The sequence below is a fragment of the Kitasatospora sp. NPDC048540 genome (assembly GCF_040651175.1).
Lineage (GTDB): Bacteria > Actinomycetota > Actinomycetes > Streptomycetales > Streptomycetaceae > Kitasatospora.
This window is the reverse complement of the sequence record NZ_JBEZIR010000093.1, coordinates 1-25270: the sequence shown is the minus strand read 5'-3', so window position 1 is coordinate 25270 and position 25270 is coordinate 1. Positions and strand designations below refer to the sequence as shown.

Annotated in this window: 29 protein-coding genes; 4 read left to right on the top strand and 25 right to left on the bottom strand. The window is 72.7% G+C overall.

The window, feature by feature from the left end:
- Positions 1-17: 17 nt before the first annotated feature.
- Positions 18-1190 carry a class I SAM-dependent methyltransferase gene (locus tag AB0D08_RS29020; protein WP_033822321.1) on the top strand — a complete coding sequence of 391 codons (1173 nt, stop codon included), beginning with the start codon at positions 18-20 and terminating at the stop codon, positions 1188-1190.
- On the opposite strand, the gene AB0D08_RS29015 is transcribed toward AB0D08_RS29020, so the two are convergent.
- The 5 genes from AB0D08_RS29015 to tsaB are packed head-to-tail and all read right to left on the bottom strand — an operon-like array spanning position 1172 to position 4584.
- Positions 1172-2047 carry a polysaccharide deacetylase family protein gene (locus AB0D08_RS29015; RefSeq protein ID WP_359892995.1) on the bottom strand — a complete coding sequence of 292 codons (876 nt, stop codon included), beginning with the start codon at positions 2045-2047 and terminating at the stop codon, positions 1172-1174. The two genes, AB0D08_RS29020 and AB0D08_RS29015, sit on opposite strands and share 19 nt — an antisense overlap.
- 45 nt (positions 2048-2092) lie before the next feature.
- The gene (locus tag AB0D08_RS29010; protein WP_033818488.1) at positions 2093-2353 is read right to left on the bottom strand and encodes a hypothetical protein; all 261 of its coding nucleotides are present in this window, start codon (positions 2351-2353) and stop codon (positions 2093-2095) included.
- Positions 2350-3432: a tRNA (adenosine(37)-N6)-threonylcarbamoyltransferase complex transferase subunit TsaD gene (gene tsaD, locus AB0D08_RS29005; protein WP_033818487.1), complete on the bottom strand. Its 1083-nt coding sequence runs from the start codon at positions 3430-3432 to the stop codon at positions 2350-2352. Before tsaD ends, AB0D08_RS29010 begins: the two co-directional genes overlap by 4 nt.
- Complete coding sequence (rimI, locus tag AB0D08_RS29000) at positions 3425-3907, bottom strand: ribosomal protein S18-alanine N-acetyltransferase (RefSeq protein ID WP_359893003.1); 483 nt, start codon at positions 3905-3907, stop codon at positions 3425-3427. The genes tsaD and rimI overlap by 8 nt, the downstream gene beginning before the upstream one ends.
- A gap of 23 nt (positions 3908-3930) precedes the next feature.
- The gene (gene tsaB / locus AB0D08_RS28995) at positions 3931-4584 is read right to left on the bottom strand and encodes a tRNA (adenosine(37)-N6)-threonylcarbamoyltransferase complex dimerization subunit type 1 TsaB (protein WP_033818486.1); all 654 of its coding nucleotides are present in this window, start codon (positions 4582-4584) and stop codon (positions 3931-3933) included.
- Positions 4585-4746: 162 nt separating this feature from the next.
- Here tsaB and AB0D08_RS28990 point away from each other — a divergent pair, with 162 nt between their 5' ends.
- Positions 4747-5355 (top strand): hypothetical protein, encoded by a 609-nt coding sequence (locus tag AB0D08_RS28990; protein WP_359892991.1) that lies wholly within the window; start codon positions 4747-4749, stop codon positions 5353-5355.
- A 48-nt stretch (positions 5356-5403) separates the two neighbouring features.
- Here AB0D08_RS28990 and AB0D08_RS28985 read toward each other — a convergent pair whose 3' ends face one another.
- From AB0D08_RS28985 to AB0D08_RS28960, 6 genes are all read right to left on the bottom strand, one after another.
- Complete coding sequence (locus AB0D08_RS28985; RefSeq protein WP_359892988.1) at positions 5404-5604, bottom strand: hypothetical protein; 201 nt, start codon at positions 5602-5604, stop codon at positions 5404-5406.
- 101 nt (positions 5605-5705) lie between these two features.
- The gene (gene tsaE / locus AB0D08_RS28980) at positions 5706-6209 is read right to left on the bottom strand and encodes a tRNA (adenosine(37)-N6)-threonylcarbamoyltransferase complex ATPase subunit type 1 TsaE (RefSeq protein WP_033821989.1); all 504 of its coding nucleotides are present in this window, start codon (positions 6207-6209) and stop codon (positions 5706-5708) included.
- A gap of 90 nt (positions 6210-6299) precedes the next feature.
- Positions 6300-7718: an alpha/beta hydrolase gene (locus AB0D08_RS28975; RefSeq protein WP_359892986.1), complete on the bottom strand. Its 1419-nt coding sequence runs from the start codon at positions 7716-7718 to the stop codon at positions 6300-6302.
- Positions 7715-8899: an alanine racemase gene (gene alr / locus AB0D08_RS28970; protein WP_033824206.1), complete on the bottom strand. Its 1185-nt coding sequence runs from the start codon at positions 8897-8899 to the stop codon at positions 7715-7717. The genes AB0D08_RS28975 and alr overlap by 4 nt, the downstream gene beginning before the upstream one ends.
- Before the next feature lie 337 nt (positions 8900-9236).
- Entirely contained in the window at positions 9237-10691 is a 1455-nt protein-coding gene (locus tag AB0D08_RS28965) for an NAD(P)H-hydrate dehydratase (RefSeq protein ID WP_359892983.1), read from the bottom strand.
- 17 nt (positions 10692-10708) lie between these two features.
- Positions 10709-11077 carry a holo-ACP synthase gene (locus tag AB0D08_RS28960; RefSeq protein WP_359892980.1) on the bottom strand — a complete coding sequence of 123 codons (369 nt, stop codon included), beginning with the start codon at positions 11075-11077 and terminating at the stop codon, positions 10709-10711.
- Positions 11078-11226: 149 nt separating this feature from the next.
- Here AB0D08_RS28960 and AB0D08_RS28955 point away from each other — a divergent pair, with 149 nt between their 5' ends.
- A complete protein-coding gene (locus AB0D08_RS28955; protein WP_033824239.1) occupies positions 11227-11775 on the top strand; it encodes a Uma2 family endonuclease in 549 nt (182 codons plus the stop codon).
- A 38-nt stretch (positions 11776-11813) separates the two neighbouring features.
- Here AB0D08_RS28955 and glmS read toward each other — a convergent pair whose 3' ends face one another.
- On the bottom strand, positions 11814-13670 hold the full coding sequence (gene glmS, locus AB0D08_RS28950; RefSeq protein WP_033824240.1) for a glutamine--fructose-6-phosphate transaminase (isomerizing): 1857 nt from the start codon (positions 13668-13670) through the stop codon (positions 11814-11816).
- Between the two features lie 100 nt (positions 13671-13770).
- Between glmS and coaA the strand changes: the two genes are divergently transcribed.
- Positions 13771-14763, top strand: a complete 993-nt coding sequence (gene coaA, locus AB0D08_RS28945) for a type I pantothenate kinase (RefSeq protein ID WP_033824209.1) — start codon at positions 13771-13773, stop codon at positions 14761-14763.
- 104 nt (positions 14764-14867) lie between these two features.
- Here the strand turns inward: coaA and glmM are convergent, their stop codons facing one another.
- From glmM to map, 13 genes are all read right to left on the bottom strand, one after another.
- Complete coding sequence (gene glmM, locus AB0D08_RS28940) at positions 14868-16235, bottom strand: phosphoglucosamine mutase (protein ID WP_033824210.1); 1368 nt, start codon at positions 16233-16235, stop codon at positions 14868-14870.
- Between the two features lie 162 nt (positions 16236-16397).
- Positions 16398-16901 (bottom strand): 30S ribosomal protein S9, encoded by a 504-nt coding sequence (gene rpsI, locus AB0D08_RS28935; protein WP_035981606.1) that lies wholly within the window; start codon positions 16899-16901, stop codon positions 16398-16400.
- Positions 16902-16949: 48 nt separating this feature from the next.
- The gene (gene rplM, locus AB0D08_RS28930; RefSeq protein ID WP_033824211.1) at positions 16950-17393 is read right to left on the bottom strand and encodes a 50S ribosomal protein L13; all 444 of its coding nucleotides are present in this window, start codon (positions 17391-17393) and stop codon (positions 16950-16952) included.
- Between the two features lie 238 nt (positions 17394-17631).
- Positions 17632-19296, bottom strand: a complete 1665-nt coding sequence (locus tag AB0D08_RS28925; protein ID WP_359892976.1) for an ATP-binding cassette domain-containing protein — start codon at positions 19294-19296, stop codon at positions 17632-17634.
- A gap of 42 nt (positions 19297-19338) precedes the next feature.
- Entirely contained in the window at positions 19339-20268 is a 930-nt protein-coding gene (truA, locus tag AB0D08_RS28920) for a tRNA pseudouridine(38-40) synthase TruA (RefSeq protein WP_359892973.1), read from the bottom strand.
- Between the two features lie 84 nt (positions 20269-20352).
- Entirely contained in the window at positions 20353-20826 is a 474-nt protein-coding gene (gene rplQ, locus AB0D08_RS28915) for a 50S ribosomal protein L17 (RefSeq protein WP_033824214.1), read from the bottom strand.
- Positions 20827-20956: 130 nt separating this feature from the next.
- Complete coding sequence (locus AB0D08_RS28910; RefSeq protein ID WP_033824215.1) at positions 20957-21979, bottom strand: DNA-directed RNA polymerase subunit alpha; 1023 nt, start codon at positions 21977-21979, stop codon at positions 20957-20959.
- A 127-nt stretch (positions 21980-22106) separates the two neighbouring features.
- On the bottom strand, positions 22107-22514 hold the full coding sequence (rpsK, locus tag AB0D08_RS28905; RefSeq protein ID WP_014136257.1) for a 30S ribosomal protein S11: 408 nt from the start codon (positions 22512-22514) through the stop codon (positions 22107-22109).
- 72 nt (positions 22515-22586) lie between these two features.
- Positions 22587-22967 (bottom strand): 30S ribosomal protein S13, encoded by a 381-nt coding sequence (gene rpsM / locus AB0D08_RS28900; protein WP_033824216.1) that lies wholly within the window; start codon positions 22965-22967, stop codon positions 22587-22589.
- Positions 22968-23147: 180 nt separating this feature from the next.
- The gene (gene rpmJ / locus AB0D08_RS28895; protein WP_003956441.1) at positions 23148-23261 is read right to left on the bottom strand and encodes a 50S ribosomal protein L36; all 114 of its coding nucleotides are present in this window, start codon (positions 23259-23261) and stop codon (positions 23148-23150) included.
- 35 nt (positions 23262-23296) lie between these two features.
- Positions 23297-23518, bottom strand: coding sequence for a translation initiation factor IF-1 (gene infA, locus AB0D08_RS28890; RefSeq protein WP_003956442.1), 222 nt, complete (start codon positions 23516-23518; stop codon positions 23297-23299).
- A gap of 177 nt (positions 23519-23695) precedes the next feature.
- Positions 23696-24121: a large conductance mechanosensitive channel protein MscL gene (gene mscL / locus AB0D08_RS28885; protein ID WP_033824217.1), complete on the bottom strand. Its 426-nt coding sequence runs from the start codon at positions 24119-24121 to the stop codon at positions 23696-23698.
- Positions 24122-24240: 119 nt separating this feature from the next.
- Positions 24241-25077, bottom strand: coding sequence for a type I methionyl aminopeptidase (map, locus tag AB0D08_RS28880; RefSeq protein WP_033824218.1), 837 nt, complete (start codon positions 25075-25077; stop codon positions 24241-24243).
- Positions 25078-25270: the final 193 nt, after the last annotated feature.

Here is a 25270-nt window from a genome sequence, read left to right as displayed (position 1 = left end):
TGATCGACAATGGGGGCGTGGAGATCGAATCGTTCCGGGCCCTGCTGACCGACCGGGGCCGCGCGCTGCTGGCCGAACTGCGGGAGTTCACCGCCGGCGAGGAGCTGGCGCTGGCCACCCGGCTGCGCCGGGAGTACCCCGCCGAGCTGGTGCGGGCCGCCTTCGAGCAGGCCCGGCTGCGGCAGCGGGCCCGCGCCAAGTTCGGCGCCGACGCCGACCTCATGTACTTCACGCCCGACGGTGTGGAGCAGGCCACCCGGCGCAGCGTGGCCGAGTGGCGGGCCGGGCGGTTCGCCGCACTCGGGGTGCGGCGGCTGGCGGACCTGTGCTGCGGGATCGGCGGCGACGCCATCGCGCTGGCCCGGGCCGGGGTCGCGGTGCTGGCGGTCGACCGCTCGCCGCTGACCTGCGCGGTGGCCGAGGCCAACGCGGCCGCGCTGGGCCTGGCGGACCTGGTGGAGGTGCGCTGCGCGGACGTGGCCGACGTCGACGTGGCGGGCTTCGACGCGGTGTTCACCGACCCGGCCCGGCGGACCGCGCGCGGGCGGGTCTTCGACCCCGAGGCGTACTCGCCGCCGCTGTCCTGGGCCGTCGAGGCGGCCCGCCGCACCCCGTTCGGCGCGCTGAAGGTGGCGCCGGGCATCCCGCACGAGCTGGTGCCGGAGGGCGCCGAGGCGGAGTGGGTCTCGGACCACGGCGAGGTGAAGGAGGCGGTGCTGTGGTTCGGCACCGGCGCCGCCGAGCCGCACCGGGCCACCCTGCTGCCCGGGGACCACACGCTGGCCGGCGGCCGGCGGCCGGACCCGGACGCCGGCCCGGTCGGCCGCTACCTGTACGAGCCGGACGGCGCGGTGATCCGGGCGCACCTGGTCACCGAGGTGGCGCAGCAGGTCGGCGGCCGGCTGATCGACCCGATGATCGCCTACCTGACCTCCGACCGGCTGGTGCCGACCCCGTACGCGCACGCCTTCGAGCTGACCGACGTGCTGCCGTACAAGGTGAAGGTGCTGAAGGCACTGGTCCGCGAGCGGGCGGCCGGAACCGTGGTGATCAAGAAGCGCGGGGTGTCGGTGGTGCCGGACGAGCTGCGCAGGCAGCTGAAGCCGGCCGGGCCGAACTCGCTGACGGTGATCCTGTGCCGGACCGACGACGGGCCGCTGATGATGCTCGGTCAGCCTGTGGGCGGCTGAATGTAGTCCTCCAGCCGGGCGACCGCGAAGCCCTGCTCCTGGATCCGGCCGAGCAGTTCGCCGAACATCGCGGTCATCGTCTCGCCCTTGAGGTCCTTGGGGCCGCGGAAGTGCGCCAGGATGATGTCGCCGGGCTTCAGCTTCTTGTCGGCGGCCTGGTACTGCATGTCGTGGATCTGCATCGACTCCCGCCACAGCACGATGGCGCGCGGCCCGCACTGCTGGACGGCGGTGTTGACCGAGGCGGTGTTGGCGCCGTCGCCGTAGGGCGGGCGGAACAGCAGCGGGGGCGTGCCGTACTGCTGGGTGAGCGCAGTCTGGGTGTCGCAGACCTCGCTCTTCTGCTTGTCCGGGGTGAGCTTGCTCATCACCGGGTGGTCCACGGTGTGGTTGTGGATGTGGTTCCCGAGGGCCTGCAGCGGTTTGAAGTACCCGTAGTTGTCCTTGACGATGTCGCGGGTCAGGAACATGGAGACCGGCACCTTGAGGTCGGTGAGCATCTCGACGAACTTCGGGTCCTTCTCGGCGCCGTCGTCGATGGTGATGAAGACGACCTTGTCGTGCGTCGGCACCTCGCTGAACACCGGCACCGGGCCGGTCCTGGTCAGCTTGACGGGCTTGTCGGCCGGTGCCGCGGGGGCGGCCGGCAGCGCGGTCAGGCCCCACTTCGACCAGAGCGCGGCACCGGGGACGGGCGCGGCCTGGGCGGCCGGCGCGGCGGAGGACGGCGCCGGACCGCCGGCCGGGGCGGTGGGCGCCGCGGGCGCGGGGGCGGCGGCGGAGGTCCCGCCGGAGCTGCCGCACCCCGTGGCGGTCAGCAGCAGGGCCAAGGCCGCCAGGACATACGTCTTCCGCACCGCGCAACTCCCCCGGGCCGTTCAGCTCACTCTCAGGAATGAACGCTACTCGACGTGTTGACTGGTGAACGACCACCGGTGGACGGGTCGGGCGAGCAGTTCTGACGGCGGGTCGGGCACGGCCGCGGGCTCCCCCGCCCACCAGGTGATCAGCAGCACCCGCTCACCGGGCGCACCGAACACCTCGGCCCGCTCCGGTCCGGCCGGGCCGCGCAGCGCGGGCAGCGCCTCGGACCGGACCCAGGCGGCGAGTTCGGCGGCCCGGCCGCCGGCCGCCCGGGCCTCCCACATCAGCGCCGTGGTCACGGCTTCAGCGCGCGGTGGGCGTGGGCGTGCAGGTCCCCGTGCGGCACCGAGACCTCGGTGACCGGCAGCGAGGAGTCCGCCGACAGGTCGAAGGCGGACGGCGCGCGGTCGCGCCGGACCATCTCGGAGCCGAGTGCGGCCACCATCGCGCCGTTGTCGGTGCACAGGCCCGGGCGCGGCACCCGCAGCACGATGCCCGCCTTGTCGCAGCGCTGCTGGGCCATCTCGCGCAGCCGCGAGTTGGCCGCCACCCCGCCGCCGATCATCAGGTGGTCGACGCCGTTGTCCTTGCAGGCCCGGACCGCCTTGCGGGTCAGCACGTCCGTGACGGCCTCCTGGAAGGAGGCGGAGACGTCGGCAATCGGCACCTCCTCGCCGGCCCGGCGCTTCGCCTCCACCCAGCGGGCGACCGCGGTCTTCAGGCCGGAGAAGGAGAAGTCGTACGCCGGGTCGTTGGCGTTGCTCAGTCCCCGCGGGAAGGCGATCGCCTTCGGGTCGCCGTCCCGGGCGGTCCGGTCGACCACCGGGCCGCCGGGGAAGCCCAGTCCGAGCACCCGGGCGACCTTGTCGAAGGCCTCGCCGGCCGCGTCGTCGATGGTCGCGCCGAGCGGGCGGACGTCGGTGGTGATGTCCGAGCTGAGCAGCAGCGAGGAGTGCCCGCCGGAGACCAGCAGCGCCATCGTCGGCTCGGGCAGCCGGCCGTGCTCCAGCTGGTCGACGCAGATGTGCGAGGCGAGGTGGTTGACCCCGTACAGCGGCTTGTCCAGCGCCCAGGCGTACGCCTTGGCGGCGCTGACCCCAACCAGCAGCGCGCCGGCCAGGCCGGGGCCTGCGGTCACGGCGATGCCGTCCAGGTCGGTGGCCTTCACCCCGGCGGTGTCCAGCGCCCGCTGGATGGTCGGGATCATCGCCTCCAGGTGCGCCCGGCTGGCGATCTCGGGGACCACCCCGCCGAAGCGGGCGTGGTCGTTGACGCTGGAGGCGACCGCGTCGGCCAGCAGCGTGGTGCCGTGGACGATGCCGACGCCGGTCTCGTCGCAGGAGGTCTCGATGCCGAGGACGAGCGGTTCGTCAGCCATGGTCCGGGTCCTTCGATTCGTGCTCGGGGTGGTACGTGGGGTGGTCGAGGCGCATCACCAGCGCGTCGACGTCGGCGGGCTGGTAGTAGCCGCGGCGGACGCCGACCGGCTGGAAGCCGAAGCGCTCGTACAGCCGCTGGGCGCGCAGGTTGTCGACCCGGACCTCCAGCAGCAGTTCCTCGCAGCCGCGCCGGGCGGACTCCTCGACCAGGCCGGCCAGGAGCGTGGCGCCGAGGCCGGTGCCCTGGTGGCCCGGGGCGACCGCGATGGTCTGGACGTCGCCCTCGGCGCCGACCGCCATCAGGCCCGCGTAGCCGGTGATCGCACCGTCGGGGGTCTGGGCGACGGTGTAGTGCCGGGTGCCGCCGGGGTGGGTCTCGGCCAGCTCGGACCAGTACATCGCGGGCGACCAGGCGTCCTCGGGGAACAGCTCGAGTTCGAGCGCCATCACCGGCTCGATGTCCCACCAGCGCATCCGGCGCAGCGTGACGGCGGGGCTCACGCCGGGAGCACCGCCTTGTAGCCGGCCGGCACCTGGGCGTCCGGGCGGCGCAGGTACAGCGGCACGTTGGGCAGCAGCTCGCGGCCGGCCGCCAGCTCGGCGACGGCGAACGCGGCCAGCGCGCCCGCCGAGACGTGCTGCGGACCGCGGGCGCCCGGGAACGCGTCCGGGTAGAGCAGCGCACCGGCGCCGACGGCCTGCGCCGCCGGGGTCAGCTCGGCCGGGCGGTCCACCGCCGGGCCCTCGACCCGGGTGCCCTCGGCGTCGTAGGAGGCCCAGTAGACCTCCTTGCGGCGGGCGTCGGTGGCCACCGTGAACGGCCCGGTCAGCCCCTCGGCGCGGGCCTGGTGGGCGATGGCGTCCAGGGTGCAGACGCCGTGCACCGGCAGGCCGAGCGCGTGGCCGAGCGCGGCCGCGGTGACCAGGCCGACCCGCAGGCCGGTGTACGGGCCGGGGCCGACGCCCACCGCCAGGCCGGTCAGCTCGCGCTTGTCCACGCCCGCCGTGCGCAGCACGTCCTCGATGGTCGGCAGGAGCAGTTCGCCGTGGCGCCGGGCGTCCACCTGGTACGACTCGGCGAGGACGGCCGTGCCGTCGTGGACGGCGGCCGTGACGGCGGGGGTGGCGGTGTCGAACGCAAGCAGCAGCACGGTTCCAAGGTTAGAGGGTCCGCCGGGGCCGACCGTCCGCCCGCCTGTGCGAGCCGGGGAACACGCGATCGGATCGGTCCGAAAAGCCCGGTCGGACCTGGCACGATGAGCTCAGGTACTGGCCCCGGGCGCGCAGGTCCCGGGCGAGCAGCGGGAGCAGACGTGGCGAAGCTGGGCGCTGGATTGGCGGTCACCGGTCTCACCCTGGGGGCGATGGCCGCGGTCGGCCTGCTCGCCTTCCAGGCGAACGGCGCCCAGGAGCGGGCGCTGGAGGCCGGGTACACGCCGCCGGTGGCACCGCTGACCTCGGCCGCGGCCCGCGCCACCGCGCCGCCCACCCCGCCGCTGCCCGCCAACTCCGGTTCCGGGCTGCGGGTGGTCTACTCGCTGGGCGCCAAGCAGGTCTGGCTGGTCGACCCGCGGAAGAACCCGCAGGTGACGGCGGCGTTCACGGTGGTGCCCGGCTCGGTCTCGCCGCCCGTGGGCAGCTACCCGGTGTACAGCCGGACAGCGGCGGGCACCGGCACCGACGGCAAGAAGATCGAGCACGTGGTGCGCTTCTCCCAGCAGGGCGCGGTGTTCGGCTTCAGCGCGGCGGTCGACGACGCGTCCCCCTCGCCGTCCGCCGGGAAGCCCGTGCCGTCCGCGAGCCCCGACCAGAAGGCGGCCGACCCGAAGGCGAAGACCGGCGGGATCCGCTCCAGCCGGGCCGACGGGCAGCTGCTCTGGGACTTCGCACCGGCCGGCACCACGGTGGTCGTCGTCCCCTGACCCCCCCCGTCCGGGCAACCCCCGTCCGGGCCGCGCGGGCGGCCCGGGTCAGGCCGCGCGCGGGTGGCTGAGGCCGGGGCGCGGCGGCTCGGTCCTGGCCGCTCCGGGCCGCACCTCCCGGGACCGGGCGGGCGGGGTGGAGACGGCGGCGGCGGCCGCGCAGGCGGCCAGCAGGGCGCTCATCGGCACGGCCGCGGGCGCGGGCCCGGCGGAGGTACCGGTCGAGGTGCTCGTCGTGGTGCGCGTCATGACGGGAGGCTCCCTAGTTAGGCATACCTAACCACAGCGCATCCATCCCATCACGCCCGGCCGCCCGCCCGCAACACCTTCCCGACAGCCTGTCGGGAAACTCAGTCCCGCTCACCCAGCCGGGCCAGCGCGCCGTCGTCCCAGCGGGTGCCCAGACCGGTGAAGGTGACCCGGCGCGGATCGCTGTCCTCGGTGGCGCTGCCGCCGATCGCCCGCTCGATCCGGACCTCCAGCCGGTCCTCGGAGAGCTCCTCGACCTTGCCCTCGCCCCACTCCACCACCACCACCGAGTCCGGCAGCGAGACGTCCAGGTCCAGGTCCTCCATCTCGTCCAGCCCGCCGCCGAGCCGGTAGGCGTCCACGTGGACCAGCGCCGGGCCGCCGACCAGCGACGGGTGCACCCGGGCGATCACGAAGGTCGGCGAGGTGACCGCGCCGCGCACCCCCAGGCCCTCCCCCAGGCCCCGGGTCAGGGTGGTCTTGCCGGCCCCCAGCTCACCGGAGAGCAGCACCAGGTCGCCCGGCCGCAGCAGGCCGGCCAGCTCACGGCCGAGCCCGGTCATCAGCTCGGGGGTGGCGACGGTGACGGTGGTTCGGGTGCCCATGGTCGTGCGATGCCCTTCGTCCGGGATGGCGCCGCCCGGCGCGGCGGCTCCCGCTACGGTGCCACACCCCGGACCGCGGCCGCGCACCGCTCAGTCCAGCAGCTCGCGGACGGCCTCCGGCAGCGGCGCCGCGTGCGCCTGGCCGGCCGCCCGGACCAGCAGCGCAGCCAGCTGCCGGTCCACCACCTCGGGGCGCTCCAGCATCACCAGGTGGCCCGCGTCCTCGACCAGCACCAGCTCGGCGCCGGGCAGCCGCGCGGCGATCGCCTCGCTGTGCTCGGGCGGGGTGAGCAGGTCCTTGGTCCCGGCCAGCACCAGGGTGGGGACACCGTCCAGGGCCGACAGCGCCGCCGTCTTGTCGTGCGCGGAGAACGCCGGGTAGAACTCGGCGACCACGTCGATCGGGGTGGCGTCCAGCAGCTGCTCGGCGAACCGGGCCACCGACGGGTCCACGTCCTTGGAGCCGAACGAGAACCGGCGGTAGAACACGCCGGTCACATCGGCGCCGAACCTGCGGGTGGCCTCCACCAGCTCGACCTGCCTGCCGAGCAGCCGCACCACGCCCGGGGCGACCCGGCGCATCAGCCGCGCCCCCGCCACCGGCAGGCCGAAGGTGACGGAGTCCCAGTCGCCGGCCAGCGTGCCAATCAGCGCGACCCCGGCGATCCGTCCCGCGGCCTCGGGCCCGGACGTCCCGGGCGTCCCCGGTGTCCCGGTCGTCCCCGGTGTCCCGGCGCCGAACAGCTCCGGGTGCTGCGCGGCGAGCGCCATCACGGTCATCCCGCCCATCGAGTGGCCCACCAGCACCACCGGGCCCTCGGGCACCACCGCGTCCAGCACCGCCTTCAGGTCGGCGCCGAGCTGGTCGATCGAGGCGGGTTCGCCGGCCACGTAGGACCGCGACCGCTCGGAGCGGCCGTGGCTGCGCTGGTCCCAGAAGACCAGCCGCACCGACTCACGCAGCACCGCCCGCTGGAAGTGCCAGCTGTCCTGGTTCAGGCAGTAACCGTGGCAGAACACCACGGTCAGCGGCGGCGCGGCCGGCGCCGGCGCGACGCCGAAGCTCTTCCGGCTGCCGGCCCGCACCAGCGCCCCGGAGCCGCCGAGCAGCCCCGGCAGCCCGGCCCGGTCCACCGGCGCCTCGGGCCGCCGGCGGGCGAACCAGCCGCGCCGCGGCGCCGGGCCCTCCTCCGGGCGCACCTGCACCGGGTCCGGCCAGCCGACGCCGTCCAGCTCCACGTACAGCTCGGTGCCGTCGGGGGCGGTCACCGTGCGCGGCCGGCCGCGCAGCGAACCGAACGGCGCCGCCGCGGCCAGCTCCTCGCGGGCCCGGCGGCGCATCGAGCGGCCGACCGTCAGCCGCTCTATCGCCACCCCGGCGGCGGCGCCCGCCGCCACCACGCCCAGCGAGATACCGATCAGCCCGGCCCGGCTCACCCCGGCCGAGGCCGAACCGGCGGCCTTCGCCACCGCCGCCACCGGGTTGCCGCTCGCGCCGGACTCGGTCATGAGCGGGTGCCGCCCACGTAGCGGCGCGGCACCCGGGCGCCGATCCGGGTGATGATCTCGTACGCGATGGTGCCGCAGGCCCGGCCCCAGTCCTCGGCGGTCGGCTCACCGTGCTCCCCGGTACCGAACACCAGCACCTCCTCGCCGACCGGCGGGGTGTCACCGCCGAGGTCGACGACGAACTGGTCCATCGCCACCCGGCCCGCGACCGTCCGCCACTTGCCGCCGATCAGCACCGGGCCGGTGCCGCTGGCGTGCCGCGGGATGCCGTCCGCGTAGCCGACCGGCACCAGGCCCAGGGTGGTCGGGCCGGGGGTCGTGTAGTGGTGGCCGTAGCTGACCCCGTGGCCGCCGGGGACGGTCTTCACCAGCGCGAGCCGGGCGGTCAGCGACATCACCGGGCGCAGGCCGAAGTCGGCCGGGGTCCCGACCTCCGGCACCGGCGACAGGCCGTACATCGCGAGGCCGGTGCGGACCAGGTCGTAGTGCGAGGCCGGCAGCAGCAGGGTGGCCGGCGAGTTGGCCAGGTGCCGCACCTCGGGGCGCACCCCCGCCCGCTCGGCGTGGGCCAGCGCCGCCTCGAAGGAGTCCAGCTGGGCCTGGATCGAAGGGTGGCCGGGCTCGTCGGCGGCCGCGAGGTGCGACCACAGGCCGACCACCTCGATCAGGCCCTCGGCCTGCGCGCGCAGCGCGGCGGCCACCAGGTCGGGCCAGTCGTGCGGCTGGCAGCCGTTGCGGCCGAGGCCGGTGTCGGCCTTCAGGTGCACCCGGCCCGGCACCCCGGTCTCCCGGACCGCCGCCACCAGCTCGTCCAGGGCCCAGCGGGCGCTGACCGAGACGTCGATCCGCGCGTGCAGCGCCTGCTGCCAGGGACCGCCCGGCGTCCACAGCCAGCACAGGATGCGGGCCTGCTCGGGCCCGATCCCCGCGGCACGCAGCGCGAGCGCCTCCTCGGGCATCGCCGTACCGAGCCAGCCGATGCCCGCCGCGACCGCCTCCCGGGCGCACCGCACCGCACCGTGGCCGTAGGCGTCCGCCTTGACCACGGCCATCAGCGCAGGGCCGGCGGTACGGGCGCGCAGCGCGTCCAGGTTGCCCCGCAGGGCGCCCAGATCGATGGTCGCCTCGGCTCGCGCCCCCTGCGCGAGGACGGCCGTACCGGTGGTGTTCGCAGTTGTCATCGCGTATCAGTCTCCCAGACCGCCGCCGTTGCCCCGTGAACGGCCCGCGGGGACGTGGCGGTGGACCTGCGAAGACGCTCCGCGAGGGCGGCCGGGTTCCGTGCGGGGGCGGCACGGGCGGGGGCTCGCGGCCTCCGGCAGGGGCACCCCGGTGCACCCGGGACGTGTGCCGGGCGGCTGCTCGGGGGCATGGGCCCCAGCCCCTGCGGTGGTGCCGAACGGGCTCTCGGGGCGCGGACACCGGGCTGCCCCGCCGAGCTCGCGCAGTTCCTCTCCCGGCCTCCGGCCGGGGGTGCCCCCAGCGCCCCTGGGGCCCTCTGGGGAATCGCCGTGGGGGTCAGGCGGGGGGCTGGTGGACGGCTTGCCAGGCGGGGCGGAGGGCGGTGGCGACTGCCATCGCGGTGGTCGGGGTGTCGCCGTGGGCGGCGGTGCGGCCGGCCAGGCCGTGGAGGTAGGCGGCTGCGGAGGCCGCGTCGAAGGCGCCGAGGCCGGCGGCGAGGAGGGAGCCGGCCAGGCCGGAGAGGACGTCGCCGCTGCCGGCCGTGGCGAGCCAGGGCGTCCCGGTCGGGTTCACCCGGGCCGGGCCGGCCGGGTCGGCCACCACCGTGGTCGAGCCCTTGAGCAGGACGGTCGCGCCGTACGCCGCCGCCAGCCGCCGGGCGGTCGCAAGCCGCGTCGCGGCGAGGTCCCGGGCGAGCGGCGGCGCCCCGCCGTCCGCCCCGGCCAGCAGCCGGGCGGCCTCCCCGGTGTGCGGGGTGAGCAGGACCGGCGCCGTACGTCCGGCGAGCGCGGCCGGACCGAGCCGGGCGAGTTCGGTCAGCCCGTCGGCGTCCACCAGCACCGGGACGTCGGTGGCCAGCGCCTGCGCCAGCGCATCCGCGGCGCCGTCCCCGCCGCCGGGTCCGACCACCCAGGCCTGGACCCGCCCGGCGTCGGCCGGTCCGCCGGTGCTGACCAGGGCTTCGGGGAAGCGCCGCACCACCTCCTCGGCCGCCGTCCCCGCGTACCGCACCGCGCCCGCCCCGCCGCGCAGCGCGCCCGCCACCGCGAGCACCGCCGCCCCCGGGTACCGGGCCGAGCCGGCCGCGATGCCGGCCACCCCGCGCCGGTACTTGTCGCTCTCCGCCGACGGCCGGGGCAGCAGGGCGGCCACATCCGCGTGCTGGAGCGCCGTCACCGGCGCCTCGGGCAGGGTCAGTCCGATGTCCACCAGGTGCACCACCCCCGCGTACGAGGCGCCGGGGTCGATCAGCAGCCCGGGCTTGTGGGTGCCAAAGCAGACCGTGACGTCCGCCCGCAGGGCGGCCCCGTCGACCTGCCCGGTGTCGGCGTCCACCCCGCTCGGCACGTCCACCGCGACCACCGGGCCGCGCCGTTCCATCGAGGCGTACGGCTGCGCCCCGGGCCGCAGGCCGCCGCGGCCGCCGATCCCGACGATGCCGTCCAGCACCAGGTCGGCCCGCCCGAACTCGACCGGGTCGTCGGTCACCCGCCCGCCGGCGGCCCGCAGCGCGGCCAGCCCACCCGCGTGCACCCGCTCCGGCGACAGCAGGACGGCCCGTACCCGCGCCCCGCGCCGGGCCAGCCGGGCGGCCGCGTACAGCGCGTCGCCGCCGTTGTCGCCGCTGCCGGCCAGCACCAGGACCCGGCTGCCGTACACCCGGGGCAGCAGCTGCGCGCAGGTGGCGGCGAGCCCCGCGGCGGCCCGCTGCATCAGGGTGCCTTCCGGCAGCCGGGCCATCAGTTCGGCCTCCGCCGCCCGGACCTGTTCGACGGTGTGTGCGTAACGCATCCGCTGCCTCCCGCGGCTCAGCCTTCGGCGATCACCACCGCCGACGCTACGCCCGCGTCATGACTGAGCGACACGTGCCACGACCGGACGCCGAGTTCGGCGGCGCGCGCCGCCACCGTCCCGGTGACCTTGAGCACCGGGCGGCCGGAGGGCTCGACGCTCACCTCGGCGTCCGTCCACTTCAGTCCGGGCGGCGCGCCAAGTGCCTTGGCCAGCGCTTCCTTCGCGGCGAACCGGGCCGCCAGCGAGGCCCCGCCGCGGCGCGCCCCCGACGGGAGGACCAGCTCGGCCTCGGTGAACAGCCGGTCCGCCAGCTGGGGCGTGCGCTCCAGCGACGCCTCGAACCGGTCGATGGCCGCCACATCGATCCCGACCCCGATGATCAAGCTGAACTCCTCCGTCGCAACCGCCCGTGGCCCGGACCTTACGGCACACTTTCGGGTGAGAACCCCTCCGATCCCCCGCCTGCCCCGGTCCGTACACCTACCGTGTTGCGCGGCAACCCCCAGCAGGAGGGAGAAGGGCCATGGTCGCCATGCCAGCCGTCGAGCACCCGTTGTCCGGGGACGATGTCCTCAGGGCCTTCCTGGAACTGGACACACCGGCCGGCTTCAAGGCCGAGCTGATCGAAGGGGAGATCGTCGTGAGTCCACCGCCGGACGGCGATCACGAGGACACCGTCGCCAGGTTCGCCCGGGCCGTCGCCCGGCAGGCCGCGGACGAGTTGTACGTCAGCGGAGGAAAGGGCCTCAGGACGCCGCGCGGCCGGTTCATCCCGGACGCGGCGGTCGCACCGGTGGGCCACTTCCGGGCGCAGGAGCCGTGGGCCGATCCTGCCGGCGTACTCCTGGTGCTGGAGGTCACCTCGACCAACCCGGGCAAGGACCGCGAGGCCAAGCGCCTCGGGTACGCCTCGGCCGGCATCCCCTGTTACCTGCTGATCGACCGCGACGAGTCGCACGCCACCCTGTTCACGGACCCGGCGGACGGGGACTACACCGCCCACATCCAGGTCCCGTTCGGCAAGCCGCTCGACCTGCCGGCGCCGTTCTCGTTCGCGTTGGACACGGCGCCCCTGCGCTGACGGCGGGGGCGCCGTGTCCGGCGGGACTACTCGACCGACTACTCGACCGTGACGGACTTCGCCAGGTTGCGCGGCTGGTCCACCTCGTGGCCCTTGGCGGTGGCCAGCTCGCAGGCGAAGACCTGCAGCGGCACCGTCGAGACCAGCGGCTGGAGCAGCACCGGGGTGACCGGGATGCGGATCAGGTGGTCGGCGTACGGCGCGACCGCCTCGTCGCCCTCCTCGGCGATCACGATGGTGCGCGCGCCGCGGGCCCGGATCTCCTGGATGTTGGAGACGATCTTGTCGTGCAGGATCGACCGGCCGCGCGGCGACGGGACGACCACCACGACCGGCAGCCCCTCCTCGATCAGCGCGATCGGGCCGTGCTTGAGCTCGCCCGCCGCGAAGCCCTCGGCGTGCATGTACGCCAGCTCCTTGAGCTTGAGCGCACCCTCCAGGGCGACCGGGAAGCCGACGTGGCGGCCGAGGAACAGCACCGACTTGGCGTCGGCCAGCGAGCGGGCCAGCTCACGGACCGGCTCCATGGTCTCCAGGACCTGCTCGACCTGCTTCGGCGCGTCGGAGAGCTCGCGGATCACCGCGGAGATCTCGTCGCCCCACTTGGTGCCGCGCACCTGGCCGAGGTAGAGCGCGACCAGGTAGCAGGCCACCAGCTGGGTCAGGAACGCCTTGGTGGAGGCGACCGCGACCTCGGGGCCGGCGTGGGTGTAGAGCACCGCGTCGGACTCGCGCGGGATGGTCGAGCCGTTGGTGTTGCAGATCGCCAGCACCTTGGCGCCCTGCTCGCGGGCGTGCCGCAGGGCCATCAGGGTGTCCATGGTCTCGCCGGACTGCGAGATCGCGACGACCAGGGTGCGGTCGTTCATGATCGGGTCGCGGTAGCGGAACTCGGAGGCGACCTCGACCTCGCACGGGATCCGGGTCCAGTGCTCGATCGCGTACTTGGCGATCATGCCGGCGTGGAACGCGGTGCCGCAGGCCACGATGACGACCTTGTCGACCTCGCGCAGCACCTGGTCCGGGATGCGCAGCTCGTCCAGGGTCAGCCGGCCGTCGGTGCCGATCCGGCCCAGCAGGGTGTCGGCGACCGCCTTCGGCTGCTCGGCGATCTCCTTGAGCATGAAGTAGTCGTAGCCGCCCTTCTCGGCGGCGGAGGCGTCCCAGTCGACGTGGTACTCGCGCACCTCGGCGGGGGTGCCGTCGAAGTTGGTGATGGTCACCCCGCCGTGGCGCAGCTCCACGACCTGGTCCTGGCCGAGCTCGATCGCCTCGCGGGTGTGCGCGATGAAGGCGGCGACGTCCGAGGCGAGGAAGTTCTCGCCCTCGCCGCGGCCGACCACCAGCGGCGAGTTGCGGCGGGCGCCGACCACCACGTCGGGGGCGTCGGCGTGCACCGCGACCAGGGTGAAGGCGCCGTCGAGCTGGCGGCAGACCACCCGCATGGCCTCGGCCAGGTCGCCGTCGTAGGCCTCGCCGAGCAGGTGCGCGACCACCTCGGTGTCGGTCTCCGAGCGCAGGGTGTGGCCGCGCTCGGCGATCGCCGCCCGCAGCTGGGCGAAGTTCTCGATGATGCCGTTGTGGACGACCGCGACCCGCTCGGTGTCGTCCAGGTGGGGGTGGGCGTTGGCGTCCGTCGGACCGCCGTGGGTGGCCCACCGGGTGTGGCCGATGCCCGTGGTGCCGGCCGCGAGAGGGGTCTCGGCCAGCGACTTCTGAAGGTTGACGAGCTTCCCGGCCCGCTTGTCCGTGGCAAGGCTCCACTGCCCGTCGGAGCCCTGCGTCTGCACCGCCACACCGGCCGAGTCGTACCCGCGGTACTCCAGCCGCTGCAGACCTGCGATCACTACGTCCAGGGCCTGCTGGGGCCCTACATATCCAACAATTCCGCACATGTGCGCCAGCATATGCGGGCAGGCGTTCCCCTCCGTTCACGGCTGCCGCCCCGGCGGGTGACCGACACCACAGCACCCGCCCGGCCCCGCACGGCCCACAATGGAGGATGTGCTGACCGAACTCTGTACCCGGGGCGCTCCCGCCACCCCCACCCCGTCCCCGTACGTGGACCTGGACCGGGCGGAGTGGAGCGCCCTGCGCGAGCGGACCCCGCTGCCCCTGACCGCCGAGGAGGTCGAGCGGCTGCGCGGCCTCGGCACCGCCCTCGACCTCGACGAGGTCCGGGACGTCTACCTGCCGCTGTCCCGGCTGCTCAACCTCTACATCCACGCCACCCACGAACTGCGCGGCGCGGTCGGCACCTTCCTGGACGTCGCCGACACCGAGCGGGTGCGCACCCCGTTCGTGATCGGTGTGGCCGGCTCGGTGGCGGTCGGCAAGTCCACCACCGCCCGCCTGCTGAAGGCCCTGCTGGCCCGCTGGCCGGAGCACCCCCGGGTCGAACTGGTCACCACCGACGGCTTCCTGCTGCCCAACGCGGAGCTGCGCCGCCGCGGCCTGATGGCCCGTAAGGGCTTCCCCGAGTCGTACGACCGCAGGGCGCTGATGCGCTTCGTCGCGGACGTGAAGGCCGGCAAGGAGCGGGTCTCGGCGCCGGTCTACTCGCACCTGGTGTACGACATCGTGCCGGACGAGCGCCTCACCGTGGAGCGCCCGGACATCCTGATCGTCGAGGGCCTGAACGTCCTTCAGCCGGCCCTGCCCGGCACCGACGGCCGCACCCGCCTCGCGGTCGCCGACTACTTCGACTTCTCGATCTACGTCGACGCCCGCACCGACGACATCGAGAGCTGGTACCTGTCGCGCTTCAAGAAGCTGCGCGACACCGCCTTCCAGGACCCGAACTCCTACTTCCGCCGCTTCACCGAGGTGCCGGAGGAGGAGGCGATGGACTACGGCCGCCAGGTCTGGCGCACCATCAACAAGCCCAACCTGCTGGAGAACGTGCTGCCCACCCGCGGCCGGGCCACCCTGGTGCTGCAGAAGGGCGCCGACCACAAGGTCCGCCGGGCGCTGCTGCGCAAGCTCTGACCCCGCGCCACCCCGAAGCGCCGCCGCCCCGGAACACCGGTGCCCCGAAACACCGTCAGCGCGCCTCCCGCGGGAGGCGCGCTGACGTGCGTTCAGGACGGAAGTCAGCCCAGGTGGGTGCGGACCGCCTCGGCGAGGCGCTCGGCGACGGCCTTGGCCTGCACCTCGTCGGCGGCCTCCACCATCACCCGCACCAGCGGCTCGGTGCCGGACGGCCGCAGCAGCACCCGGCCGGTGGCGCCCAGCTCGGTCTCGGCCTCGGAGACCGCGGCGGCCAGCTCCAGCGAGCTGGCGACCCGGGTCCGGTCGACGCCCTTGACGTTGATCAGTACCTGCGGCAGCCGGGTCATCACCTCGGCCAGCTCGGCCAGCGACTGCTTGGTCGCGGCGAGCCGGGCGCCCAGCATCAGACCGGTCAGGGTGCCGTCGCCGGTGGTGGCGTGGTCCAGCAGGATGACGTGGCCGGACTGCTCGCCGCCGAGGGCGAAGCCGTGCTGCTTCATCTCCTCCAGCACGTAGCGGTCGCCGACCGCGGTCTGCACCAGGTCGATGCCCTCGCGCTCCATGGCCAGCTTGAAGCCCAGGTTGGACATCACGGTGGCGACCGCGGTGTTGCGGCGCAGCGTGCCGGCCTCACGCATGGCGACGGCGAGGATCGCGATGATCTGGTCGCCGTCCACCTCGTTGCCGTCCGCGTCGGCGGCCAGGCAGCGGTCGGCGTCGCCGTCGAGGGCGATGCCGAGGTCGGCCCGGTGCTCGCGCATGGCGGTCCGGAGCTTGTCCAGGTGGGTGGAGCCGACGCCGTCGTTGATGTTCAGGCCGTCGGGCTCGGCGCCCAGCGTGTAGACCACCTCGGCGCCGGCCCGGGCGAACGCCTCCGGGGCGACCCGGGCGGCGGCGCCGTGCGCGCCGTCGATGACGACCTTCACGCCGTCCAGGCGGTTCGGCAGCACCGCGACCAGGTGCGCGACGTAGCGGTCGAAGCCCTCGGTGTACTGGCGGACCCGGCCGACGGCGGCGCCGGTCGGGCGCTTCCAGTCCTCGTCGGTGCCGACGCCGTAGCGGTGGTAGTGCTCCTCGATGGCGTCCTCGATGGCGTCGTCCAGCTTGTGGCCGCCGCGGGCGAGGAACTTGATGCCGTTGTCGGGCATCGCGTTGTGGCTGGCGGAGAGCATCACGCCGAAGTCCGCGCCGAGCGAGCCGGTCAGGTACGCCACGGCCGGGGTGGGCAGCACGCCGACCCGGAGCACGTCCACGCCGGCGCTGGCAAGGCCCGCGATCACGGCGGCCTCCAGGAACTCCCCGGAGGCACGCGGGTCCCGCCCGACCACGGCGACCGGGCGGTGGCCGTCGAAGGCCCCCGCGTCGCCGAGCACGTGGGCTGCCGCCACCGACAGGCCCAGGGCCAGTTCCGCGGTCAGGCCCTCGTTGGCCACACCACGAACCCCATCCGTACCGAAGAGTCGTCCCATGCTTCCGTCCTTTGTCCGCCCCTGCTGGCAAATCATCGACCGCTCCCGCCTTCGTACCAGGCCCGGGGAGCACGACGCCCCGGAGTACACGAGGTACTCCGGGGCGTACGAGGCACACCCGAGGGCGCGCACCACCAGGGCGGCACGCACCCCCCGGCGCGACTAGCGCTTGCTGTACTGCGGGGCCTTGCGGGCCTTCTTGAGACCGGCCTTCTTGCGCTCGACGGCACGCGCGTCACGCATCAGGAAGCCGGCCTTCTTCAGCGCGGCGCGGTTGTTGTCCACGTCGGCCTCGTTCAGGGCGCGGGCCACGCCGAGGCGCAGCGCGTAGGCCTGACCGGAGACGCCGCCACCCGCGATGCGGGCCACGACGTCGTAGCGGCCGTCGAGCTCGAGGAGCTTGAACGGCTCGTTCACGGTCTGCTGGTGCACCTTGTTGGGGAAGTAGTTCTCCAGGGTGCGGCCGTTGATCTTCCACTTGCCGGTGCCGGGGACGATGCGCACGCGGGCGATCGCCTCCTTGCGGCGGCCGAGGCCGGCGCCCGGGGTGGCCTCGCCGAAGCGGCCGGCCAGCGACTCAGTGCTGTACTCGGTCTCGGAGGTGTACTCGTCGACGTTCTCGTCGAACTCGACCTCGAGGGTGTTCTCGATGGCAGTCTCGGCCACGGTGTTCCTCAGCTCCTGCTGTTCAGTGATGGGGTTGGGTGGCCGGAATTACTGCGCGACCTGGGTGATCTCGAACGGCACCGGCTGCTGCGCAGCGTGCGGGTGCTGGTCGCCCGAGTAGACCTTCAGCTTGGAGAGCATCTGGCGGCCCAGGCTGTTCTTGGGGAGCATGCCCTTGATGGCCTTCTCGACGGCCTTCTCGGGGTTCTTGTCGAGCAGCTCGTCGTAGCGGACCGAGCGGAGACCGCCCGGGAAGCCGCTGTGGCGGTACGCCAGCTTCTGGGTCTTCTTGTTACCCGAGAGGTGCACCTTGTCAGCGTTGATGATGATGACGAAGTCACCGGTGTCAACGTGCGGCGCGTAGATCGCCTTGTGCTTGCCTCGCAGGATGGAGGCGGCCTGGGAGGCCAGGCGGCCGAGCACGACGTCGTTCGCGTCGATGACGTGCCACTGACGCTGGACGTCGCCGGGCTTGGGGCTGTACGTACGCACGGTCGTAGCCTTCGCTTTTCAGTGAGTGTGTCCTTGACAGGAGCACGCTGGACGAGGAGATCAGCCTTGCCCGCTCTGGACGCAATTCAGAGGAGGGCCGCTGAACATCGGCCTGGTGTCTCCGGCGTACCGACCTCTCACGTGAGATGGAGCGAGCCAATACGCACAACAAGGGCCCAGACTACCGGCCCGGCACGCACGGGTCAAAAACGCCCGGCTCCCCCGCCCGGCCCCCCGCTCAGCGCTCCCGCACCACCCGGGTCTCGTCCCAGACCGGCTCCGGCGCCTCGTAGACCCGCCCGTCCGAGCCGAACACCAGGAAGCGGTCGAAGCTGCGGGCGAACCAGCGGTCGTGGGTGACGCAGAGCACGGTCCCGTCGAAGGACTCGAGCCCCTCCTGCAGCGCCTCGGCGCTCTCCAGGTCCAGGTTGTCGGTCGGCTCGTCCAGCAGCAGCGCGGTGACGCCGGACAGCTCCAGCTTGAGGATCATCAGCCGGGCCTGCTGGCCGCCGGAGAGCGACTCGAACTTCTGCTCCTCCTGCCGGTCCAGCTCGTAGCGGCGCAGCACGCCCATCGCGGCGCCGCGGCTGAGCGCGTGCTCCTCCTCCACGATCGAGCGCACGGTACGGCCGAACAGCTCGGGATGGGCGTGGGTCTGCCGGAAGTGGCCGGGCACCACCCGGGCGCCGAGCTTCCAGGTGCCGGAGTGCTTCACCGTGTCGTCGCCGGCCAGCATCCGCAGGAAGTGCGACTTGCCGGAGCCGTTGGAGCCGAGCACCGCGACCCGCTCGCCGTAGAAGACCTCCAGGTCGAACGGCTTCATCAGGCCGGTCAGCTCCAGGCCCTCCAGGGTGAGCGCCCGCACGCCGGTGCGGCCGCCCTTGAGGCGCATGGTGATGGACTGCTCGCGCGGCGGCTCCTCCGGCCGGCCGGCCTCCTCGAACTTCTTCAGCCGGGTCTGCGCGGCCGCGTAGCGGGTGGCCAGCGCGTGGCTGACCGAGGCCGCCTGGCGCAGGTTGACCACCAGCTTCTTCAGCTTGGCGTGCTCCTCGTCCCAGCGGCGGCCGAGTTCCTCGAAGCGGGCGAAGCGCTCCTTGCGGGCCTCGTGGAAGGACTCGAAGCCACCGCCGTGCACCCAGACGCTGCTGCCGCCGCCACCGAAGCCGGCCTCGACACTGATGATCTTGTCGGCGGCGCGGGACAGCAGCTCACGGTCGTGCGAGATGAACAGCACGGTCTTGGAGCTGGCCCTGATGGCCTCCTCCAGCCAGCGCTTGCCGGGCACGTCCAGGTAGTTGTCCGGCTCGTCGAGCAGCAGCACCTCGTCCGGGCCGCGCAGCAGCGACTCCAGCACCAGCCGCTTCTGCTCGCCGCCGGAGAGCGTGTTCAGGCCGCGGAACTGCGCCCGGTCGAAGGGCATCCCGAGCGCCGCCGTGGTGCAGACGTCCCAGTCGGTCTCGTAGTCGTACCCGCCGACGTCCGCCCAGTCGGACAGCGCCTGCGCGTACGCCATCTGCGTCTTCTCGTCCTCCTGCGCCATCATCGCCAGCTCGGCGGCGTCCACCGCCCGGGCGGCGACCGCGATCCGCTGCGGGGCGACGGAGACCAGCAGGTCCCGTACCGAGGCGTCGGCCGGCAGTGCGCCGGGCGTCTCGCGCAGGTCCTCGCGGCCGGTGGTGCCGACGAACTGGCGCATCACGCCGAGGCCGCCGCTGACCGTGACGGTGCCGCCGTGCGGCTGCACGTCGCCCGCGATCATGCGCAGCAGGGTGGTCTTGCCGGCGCCGTTGGCGCCGACCAGGGCGACCGCGGCGCCCTCGCCGACCCGGAAGGACGCGTCGTCGAACAGCACCCGTCCGTCCGGCAGGTAGTACTCCAGGTGCGAAATCTCGACGTGTCCCATGGTCCGGATTGTGCCAAGCCGGGGGCCGTGGGCCCAAACGGATTAGCTCCCGGACTCCGATCGGCCCTCGGTGCCGGGCAGCGTCCGCATCCGCCGGGCCGCCCGGTTGCGCTCCGCCAGCCGGTCGTCGGCGGGGTAGCCGACCTCCTCCAGCGTCAGCCCGTACGGCCGGATCACGTTGACCGCGGAGTTGCGCACCCCGCCGCGCAGCACCTCGCCGGGGAACTCCACCGGCCGGTGCCCGTCGCCGACCAGCAGCATCGCGCCGACCAGCGCCCGCACCATGTTGTGGCAGAAGGCGTCGGCCCGCACGGTGGCCACCGCGAGGCTGCCCTCCTGGGTTGCGTAGCCGTCCACCGGCACCCGGTCCCAGCGCAGCTCCAGCAGGGTGCGGATGGTGGTGGCGCCCTCGCGCTTCTTGCAGTACGCGGCGAAGTCGTGCTCGCCGACCAGCAGCCGGGCCGCCTCGTTCATCTTCTCGATGTCCACCGGGCGGTCGTGCCAGAGCACGTGCCCGCGCAGCAGCGGGTCCACCCCGCCCGGGTGGTCGGCGACCCGGTACGCGTACCGGCGCCAGATCGCCGCGAACCTGGCGTCGAAGCCGCTCGGCGCCTCGCCCACCCGGAAGATCCGGATATCCGCGGGCAGCCGGCCGGCCAGCCGTCGCAGCAGTTTCTCGCCGTGCCCGGCCCACAGGTCCTGCGGCAGGTCGACGTGGGCGACCTGGCCGCGGGCGTGCACCCCGGCGTCGGTCCGGCCGGCCACCGTCAGGTCGTAGGTCCGTTCGCTGCGGGTGACGATCCGCAGCGCGTCCTCGATCTCGCCCTGCACCGTGCGCCGCCCGGGCTGCCGCGCCCAGCCGGAGAACTCGCCGCCGTGGTACGCCAGGTCGAGCCGGATCCGGACGTGGCCGTCGGCCGGGCCGTCCTGCTGCTGCGACGCCTGCGGCGTCTGCTCGCAATCCTTGAGCACTGCTGAATCTCCCCAGATCCGGACAGGAAACGGGCCCGCTCCCCCATCGCTGGGAGAACGGGCCCGGAATCACACCTGGCGGTGTCAGGCGTTCTCGACCTCAGTGGTCTCGTCGGCCTTCGCCTCGGCGGCCTGGTCGGCCTCCTTGACGGCACGCTTGGTGGCGCCCTCGGCCTCGCCGACGGCGGTCTGCGCGACGGTCAGGCCCTCGACCAGCTCGATCACGGCCATCGGGGCGTTGTCGCCACGACGGGGACCGATCTTGGTGATACGGGTGTAGCCACCCGGGCGGTTCTCGTAGCGCGGCGCGATCTCGGTGAAGAGGGTGTGCAGCACCGAGACGTCGGTGATGGTCTTGCGCACCAGGCGACGGTTGTGGATGTCGCCCTTCTTCGCCTTGGTGATCAGCTTCTCCGCCAGCGGGCGCATCCGACGGGCCTTGGCCTCGGTCGTGGTGATGCGGCCGTACTGGAACAGCTCCCGGCACAGACCGGCGAGCAGCAGCGGCTCGTGGTGCGGGCCGCCGCCGAGGCGGGCACCCTTGGTGGGACGCGGCATGGATTACTCCTTGGATCTCCGACTGCGGCCGTGTCAGGTACCGCAGCGGGCGGCCGGGCACTGTTGCCCGGACGGCTTGTGTGCATTGAAGCGGGGGCGGTCCGCGAGGGACCGCCCCCGTCCCAAACTCTTAGTACTGCTCGGTCTCCGCGTAACCCGCGTCGTCCAGGTCGTCGGCGCCGAAGGCGTCGGCGGCGGCGGTCGGGTCGAATCCGGGCGGGCTGTCCTTGAGGGCCAGGCCCATGCCGGCCAGCTTCGCCTTGACCTCGTCGATCGACTTCGCACCGAAGTTGCGGATGTCGAGCAGGTCGGCCTCGGAGCGCGCAACGAGCTCACCCACGGTGTGGATGCCCTCGCGCTTGAGGCAGTTGTACGACCGAACGGTGAGCTCCAGCTCCTCGATCGGCAGCGCCAGGTCGGCGGCCAGGGCGGCGTCCGTCGGGGACGGGCCCATGTCGATGCCCTCGGCGTCGACGTTCAGCTCGCGGGCGAGACCGAACAGCTCCACCAGGGTCTTGCCGGCCGAGGCCATGGCGTCACGCGGGCGCATGGCGGGCTTGGTCTCGACGTCGACGATCAGCTTGTCGAAGTCGGTCCGCTGCTCGACACGGGTGGCCTCGACCTTGTAGGTGACCTTCAGCACGGGGCTGTAGATCGAGTCGACCGGGATGCGGCCGATCTCCTGGCCGGAGGCCTTGTTCTGGACCGCGGAGACGTAGCCGCGACCGCGCTCGACGGTCAGCTCCATCTCCAGCTTGCCCTTGCCGTTCAGGGTGGCGAGGACCAGCTCGGGGTTGTGCACCTCGACACCGGCCGGGGGCGCGATGTCGGCGGCGGTGACCACACCCGGGCCCTGCTTGCGCAGGTACATCACGACCGGCTCGTCGTGCTCCGAGGAGACGACCAGCTGCTTGATGTTGAGGATGAGGTCGGTGACGTCCTCCTTGACGCCCGGCACGGTGGTGAACTCGTGCAGGACACCGTCGATCCGGATGCTGGTGACAGCAGCGCCGGGGATCGAGGAGAGGAGCGTACGGCGGAGCGAGTTGCCGAGGGTGTAGCCGAAACCCGGCTCCAGCGGCTCGATCACGAACCGGGAGCGGAATTCGTCGACGACCTCTTCGGTCAGCGAGGGACGCTGAGCGATCAGCATGTTTTCAGATCCTCCAGTTGTCTTCGGCACCCACTATTTGATGCCGAACAGAACCAGCGTACGGGGTCCGGCACGCGACCGGACCCCGTACGAGGTTTAAATCACTGAGCTGCCCGAAGGCGCCGGATCAAACGCGGCGGCGCTTCGGCGGACGGCAGCCGTTGTGCGGGGTGGGGGTGACGTCCTGGATCGAGCCGACCTCCAGGCCGGTGGCCTGGAGCGAGCGGATCGCGGTCTCGCGGCCGGAGCCCGGACCCTTCACGAAGACGTCGACCTTGCGCATGCCGTGCTCCTGCGCACGACGCGCGGCGGCCTCGGCGGCCATCTGCGCGGCGAACGGGGTGGACTTGCGCGAGCCCTTGAAGCCGACGTGGCCGGCAGAGGCCCAGGAGATCACGTTGCCCGAGGGGTCGGTGATCGAAACGATGGTGTTGTTGAACGTGCTCTTGATGTGGGCGTGCCCGTGAGCGACGTTCTTCTTCTCCTTGCGGCGGATCTTCTTCGCGCCGGCAGCCTGACGACCCTTGGGGGGCATAAGTCTGTTCTCCTACTGAGGTGGTCGGTCCGCTAACCCGCGGGCCGGAGGGATGTCCGGTTACGGGACGGACTACTTCTTGCCCGGCTTCTTCTTGCCGGCAATCGCGCGACGCGGGCCCTTGCGGGTACGCGCGTTGGTGTGGGTGCGCTGACCGCGGACGGGCAGGCCACGGCGGTGACGCAGACCCTCGTAGCAGCCGATCTCGACCTTGCGGCGGATGTCGGCGGCCACCTCACGGCGGAGGTCACCCTCGACCTTGTAGTTGGCGTCGATGTACTCGCGCAGCTTGACGAGGTCGTCCTCGGAGATGTCGCGGACGCGGACGTCCGGGCTCACACCGGTCTCGGCCAGCGTCTGCTGGGCGCGGGTACGGCCGATGCCGTAGACGTAGGTAAGGGCGATCTCGATCCGCTTCTCACGGGGGAGATCAACGCCGGCGAGGCGTGCCATTCATGGCTCCTGTGGTTCTTCAGAGGTCTTACGGGGTACCTACTCCAACACCTCTCGGCGAGGGAGCCCCGGCCTCTGACCGGGGGTGGCAGTCCGTCCCACGAGGGGGACGGATCGGGCAGCCCGCGTTATGACGTTGTGCGCGTCGCGCGAAGTACTACGAGAAATGCTGGGGAGAGATCAGCCCTGGCGCTGCTTGTGGCGCAGGTTGTCGCAGATCACCATGACCCGGCCGTGACGGCGGATCACCTTGCACTTGTCGCAGATCTTCTTGACGCTCGGCTTGACCTTCATGGTTCAGGTTCTCCGGGTCTAGATCTGACAGGTTTTTACTTGTACCGGTAGACGATCCGGCCGCGAGTCAGGTCGTAAGGGCTGAGCTCCACGACAACCCGGTCGTCCGGGAGGATGCGGATGTAGTGCATCCGCATCTTGCCGCTGATGTGCGCGAGGACCTTGTGACCGTTCTGCAGCTCGACCTTGAACATGGCGTTCGGAAGAGACTCGATCACGGTGCCCTCGATCTCAATGGCGCCTTGCTTCTTTGCCATGAACTGCGAGATCCACCTTCCGGGGCCGGCTACCGCATGCGGCACGCTCGTGTGCGAGCCTGGGTCCACCCCAACCCTCACGGGAAGAGGGCGTGCCGAAGCACGCTACGAGTGAGCCGACGCATCAGTCTACGTCAGGCAGCAACCTGACGCCAAAACGATGCCGACCGGTCACGCTCAGTACGTGACGCCCGCCGTCACCGGCTCGACCACCGCGGTGCAGGAGGCACAGCGGCGGGCCGCCTGCGGGATCTCGGTCAGGCACTCCGGGCAGGGACGCTTCGGGGTCTTCGGCTTCTTCGGCAGGTACCGGGCGCTCGCCTTGGTGACCGGCAGCACCACGCAGAAGTACAGCACCGCGGCGGTCATCACGAACGCGATCAGCACGTTGAGGAACTGCCCGTACGGGAAGGTGACCCCGGCCACGGTGAACCTGTAGCTGCTGAAGTCACCGGCCGCGCCGACCACCACCCCGACCAGCGGGGTGAGGAACGCGGACACGAACCCGGTCACGACCCCGGTGAAGGCGGCACCGATGACGACACCGACCGCCATGTCGATCACGTTGCCGCGCATCATGAAGTCGCGGAAGCCCTTGAGCACTGCTCGCCCCTTGTGTTGTGGTGGCCGTCAAACGCCGGAGCCTAGCGAAAAGTCCGCCAGTGTCAAAATAGGACAAAGGGCCTGGAGGCGAAAGCCTCCAGGCCCTGACACCGCGTCGGTCAGGCCAGCGGGTCCGGAGCTGCGGTGATGCCCAGCTTGGCGAGTTCGGCCCGGCCGCCGTCAAACGCGGTCAGCACCAGCGGGCCCTGCTCGGTGACGGCCACCGAGTGCTCCCAGTGCGAGGCCCAGGTGCCGTCGTCGGTGACGACCGTCCAGTCGTCCTCCAGCACCGTGGTGTGCGGCGTGCCGAGGCCCACCATCGGCTCGATCGCCAGCACCGTGCCCGGGATCAGCTTGGGGCCCTTGCCCCGGCCGGCCACGTAGTTCAGCACGTGCGGCTCCATGTGCATCGCGGTGCCGATGCCGTGGCCGCCGTAGCCCTCGGTGATGCCCCACTTGCCCTTGGGCGGCAGCGGCTGGCGGCGGATGTAGCCCTCGATCGCGCGGGAGACGTCGGCCAGCCGGTTGCCCTTCTTCATCTGGGCGATGCCGGCCCACATCGAGCCCTCGGTGACCCGGCTCAGCAGGGCGTGCTCCGGCTTGACCTCGCCGACCGGGACGGTGATGGCGGCGTCGCCGTGCCAGCCGTCCACGATCGCGCCGCAGTCGATCGAGATCAGGTCGCCCTCCTGGAGCACCCGCTCGCCGGGGATCCCGTGGACCACCTCGTTGTTCACCGAGGCGCAGATCACGCCCGGGAACCACAGACCGCCGTGGTGCGCGCGGAAGTTCGAGGTGGCGCCGTGGTCGGCGATCACCTTCGCCGCGATGTCGTTGAGTTCCTGGGTGGTCACACCCGGGGCGACCGCCTCCCGGCAGGCCTTGAGCGCTTCGGCGACGACCAGCCCGGCCGTCCGCATCTTCGCGATCTGCTCGGGGGTCTTGATCTCCACCATCCGGTCACGCCTTCCACTGTTCGTCGCGCGCCCGGTCCTTGCCGGGCGGCCGTGCACCTACCACCGTACGACGCCGCAAACGGCCGGGGCGCCCCGTGCGACGAGGCGCTGGCGGGGTACGCCGACACGATCGACGTGACCATCCTGGCCGACGGCGCGGTCCGCGTCGACGACAACGGCCGCGGCATCCCGG

Bases quoted from the DNA above. Each gene is read 5' to 3' on its own strand.
- tsaD (WP_033818487.1), bottom strand. From the start codon at position 3,432: ATGGCTGACGAACCGCTCGTCCTCGGCATCGAGACCTCCTGCGACGAG.
- rimI (WP_359893003.1), bottom strand. From the start codon at position 3,907: ATGCGCTGGTGGGACATCGAGCCGGTGATGGCGCTCGAACTCGAGCTG.
- AB0D08_RS28985 (WP_359892988.1), bottom strand. From the start codon at position 5,604: ATGACGCGCACCACGACGAGCACCTCGACCGGTACCTCCGCCGGGCCC.
- tsaE (WP_033821989.1), bottom strand. From the start codon at position 6,209: ATGGGCACCCGAACCACCGTCACCGTCGCCACCCCCGAGCTGATGACC.
- AB0D08_RS28975 (WP_359892986.1), bottom strand. From the start codon at position 7,718: ATGACCGAGTCCGGCGCGAGCGGCAACCCGGTGGCGGCGGTGGCGAAG.
- alr (WP_033824206.1), bottom strand. From the start codon at position 8,899: ATGACAACTGCGAACACCACCGGTACGGCCGTCCTCGCGCAGGGGGCG.
- AB0D08_RS28965 (WP_359892983.1), bottom strand. From the start codon at position 10,691: ATGCGTTACGCACACACCGTCGAACAGGTCCGGGCGGCGGAGGCCGAA.
- AB0D08_RS28955 (WP_033824239.1), top strand. From the start codon at position 11,227: ATGCCAGCCGTCGAGCACCCGTTGTCCGGGGACGATGTCCTCAGGGCC.
- glmS (WP_033824240.1), bottom strand. From the start codon at position 13,670: ATGTGCGGAATTGTTGGATATGTAGGGCCCCAGCAGGCCCTGGACGTA.
- coaA (WP_033824209.1), top strand. From the start codon at position 13,771: ATGGAGGATGTGCTGACCGAACTCTGTACCCGGGGCGCTCCCGCCACC.
- glmM (WP_033824210.1), bottom strand. From the start codon at position 16,235: ATGGGACGACTCTTCGGTACGGATGGGGTTCGTGGTGTGGCCAACGAG.
- AB0D08_RS28925 (WP_359892976.1), bottom strand. From the start codon at position 19,296: ATGGGACACGTCGAGATTTCGCACCTGGAGTACTACCTGCCGGACGGA.
- rplQ (WP_033824214.1), bottom strand. From the start codon at position 20,826: ATGCCGCGTCCCACCAAGGGTGCCCGCCTCGGCGGCGGCCCGCACCAC.
- AB0D08_RS28910 (WP_033824215.1), bottom strand. From the start codon at position 21,979: ATGCTGATCGCTCAGCGTCCCTCGCTGACCGAAGAGGTCGTCGACGAA.
- rpsK (WP_014136257.1), bottom strand. From the start codon at position 22,514: ATGCCCCCCAAGGGTCGTCAGGCTGCCGGCGCGAAGAAGATCCGCCGC.
- rpsM (WP_033824216.1), bottom strand. From the start codon at position 22,967: ATGGCACGCCTCGCCGGCGTTGATCTCCCCCGTGAGAAGCGGATCGAG.
- rpmJ (WP_003956441.1), bottom strand. From the start codon at position 23,261: ATGAAGGTCAAGCCGAGCGTCAAGAAGATCTGCGACAAGTGCAAGGTG.
- infA (WP_003956442.1), bottom strand. From the start codon at position 23,518: ATGGCAAAGAAGCAAGGCGCCATTGAGATCGAGGGCACCGTGATCGAG.
- map (WP_033824218.1), bottom strand. From the start codon at position 25,077: ATGGTGGAGATCAAGACCCCCGAGCAGATCGCGAAGATGCGGACGGCC.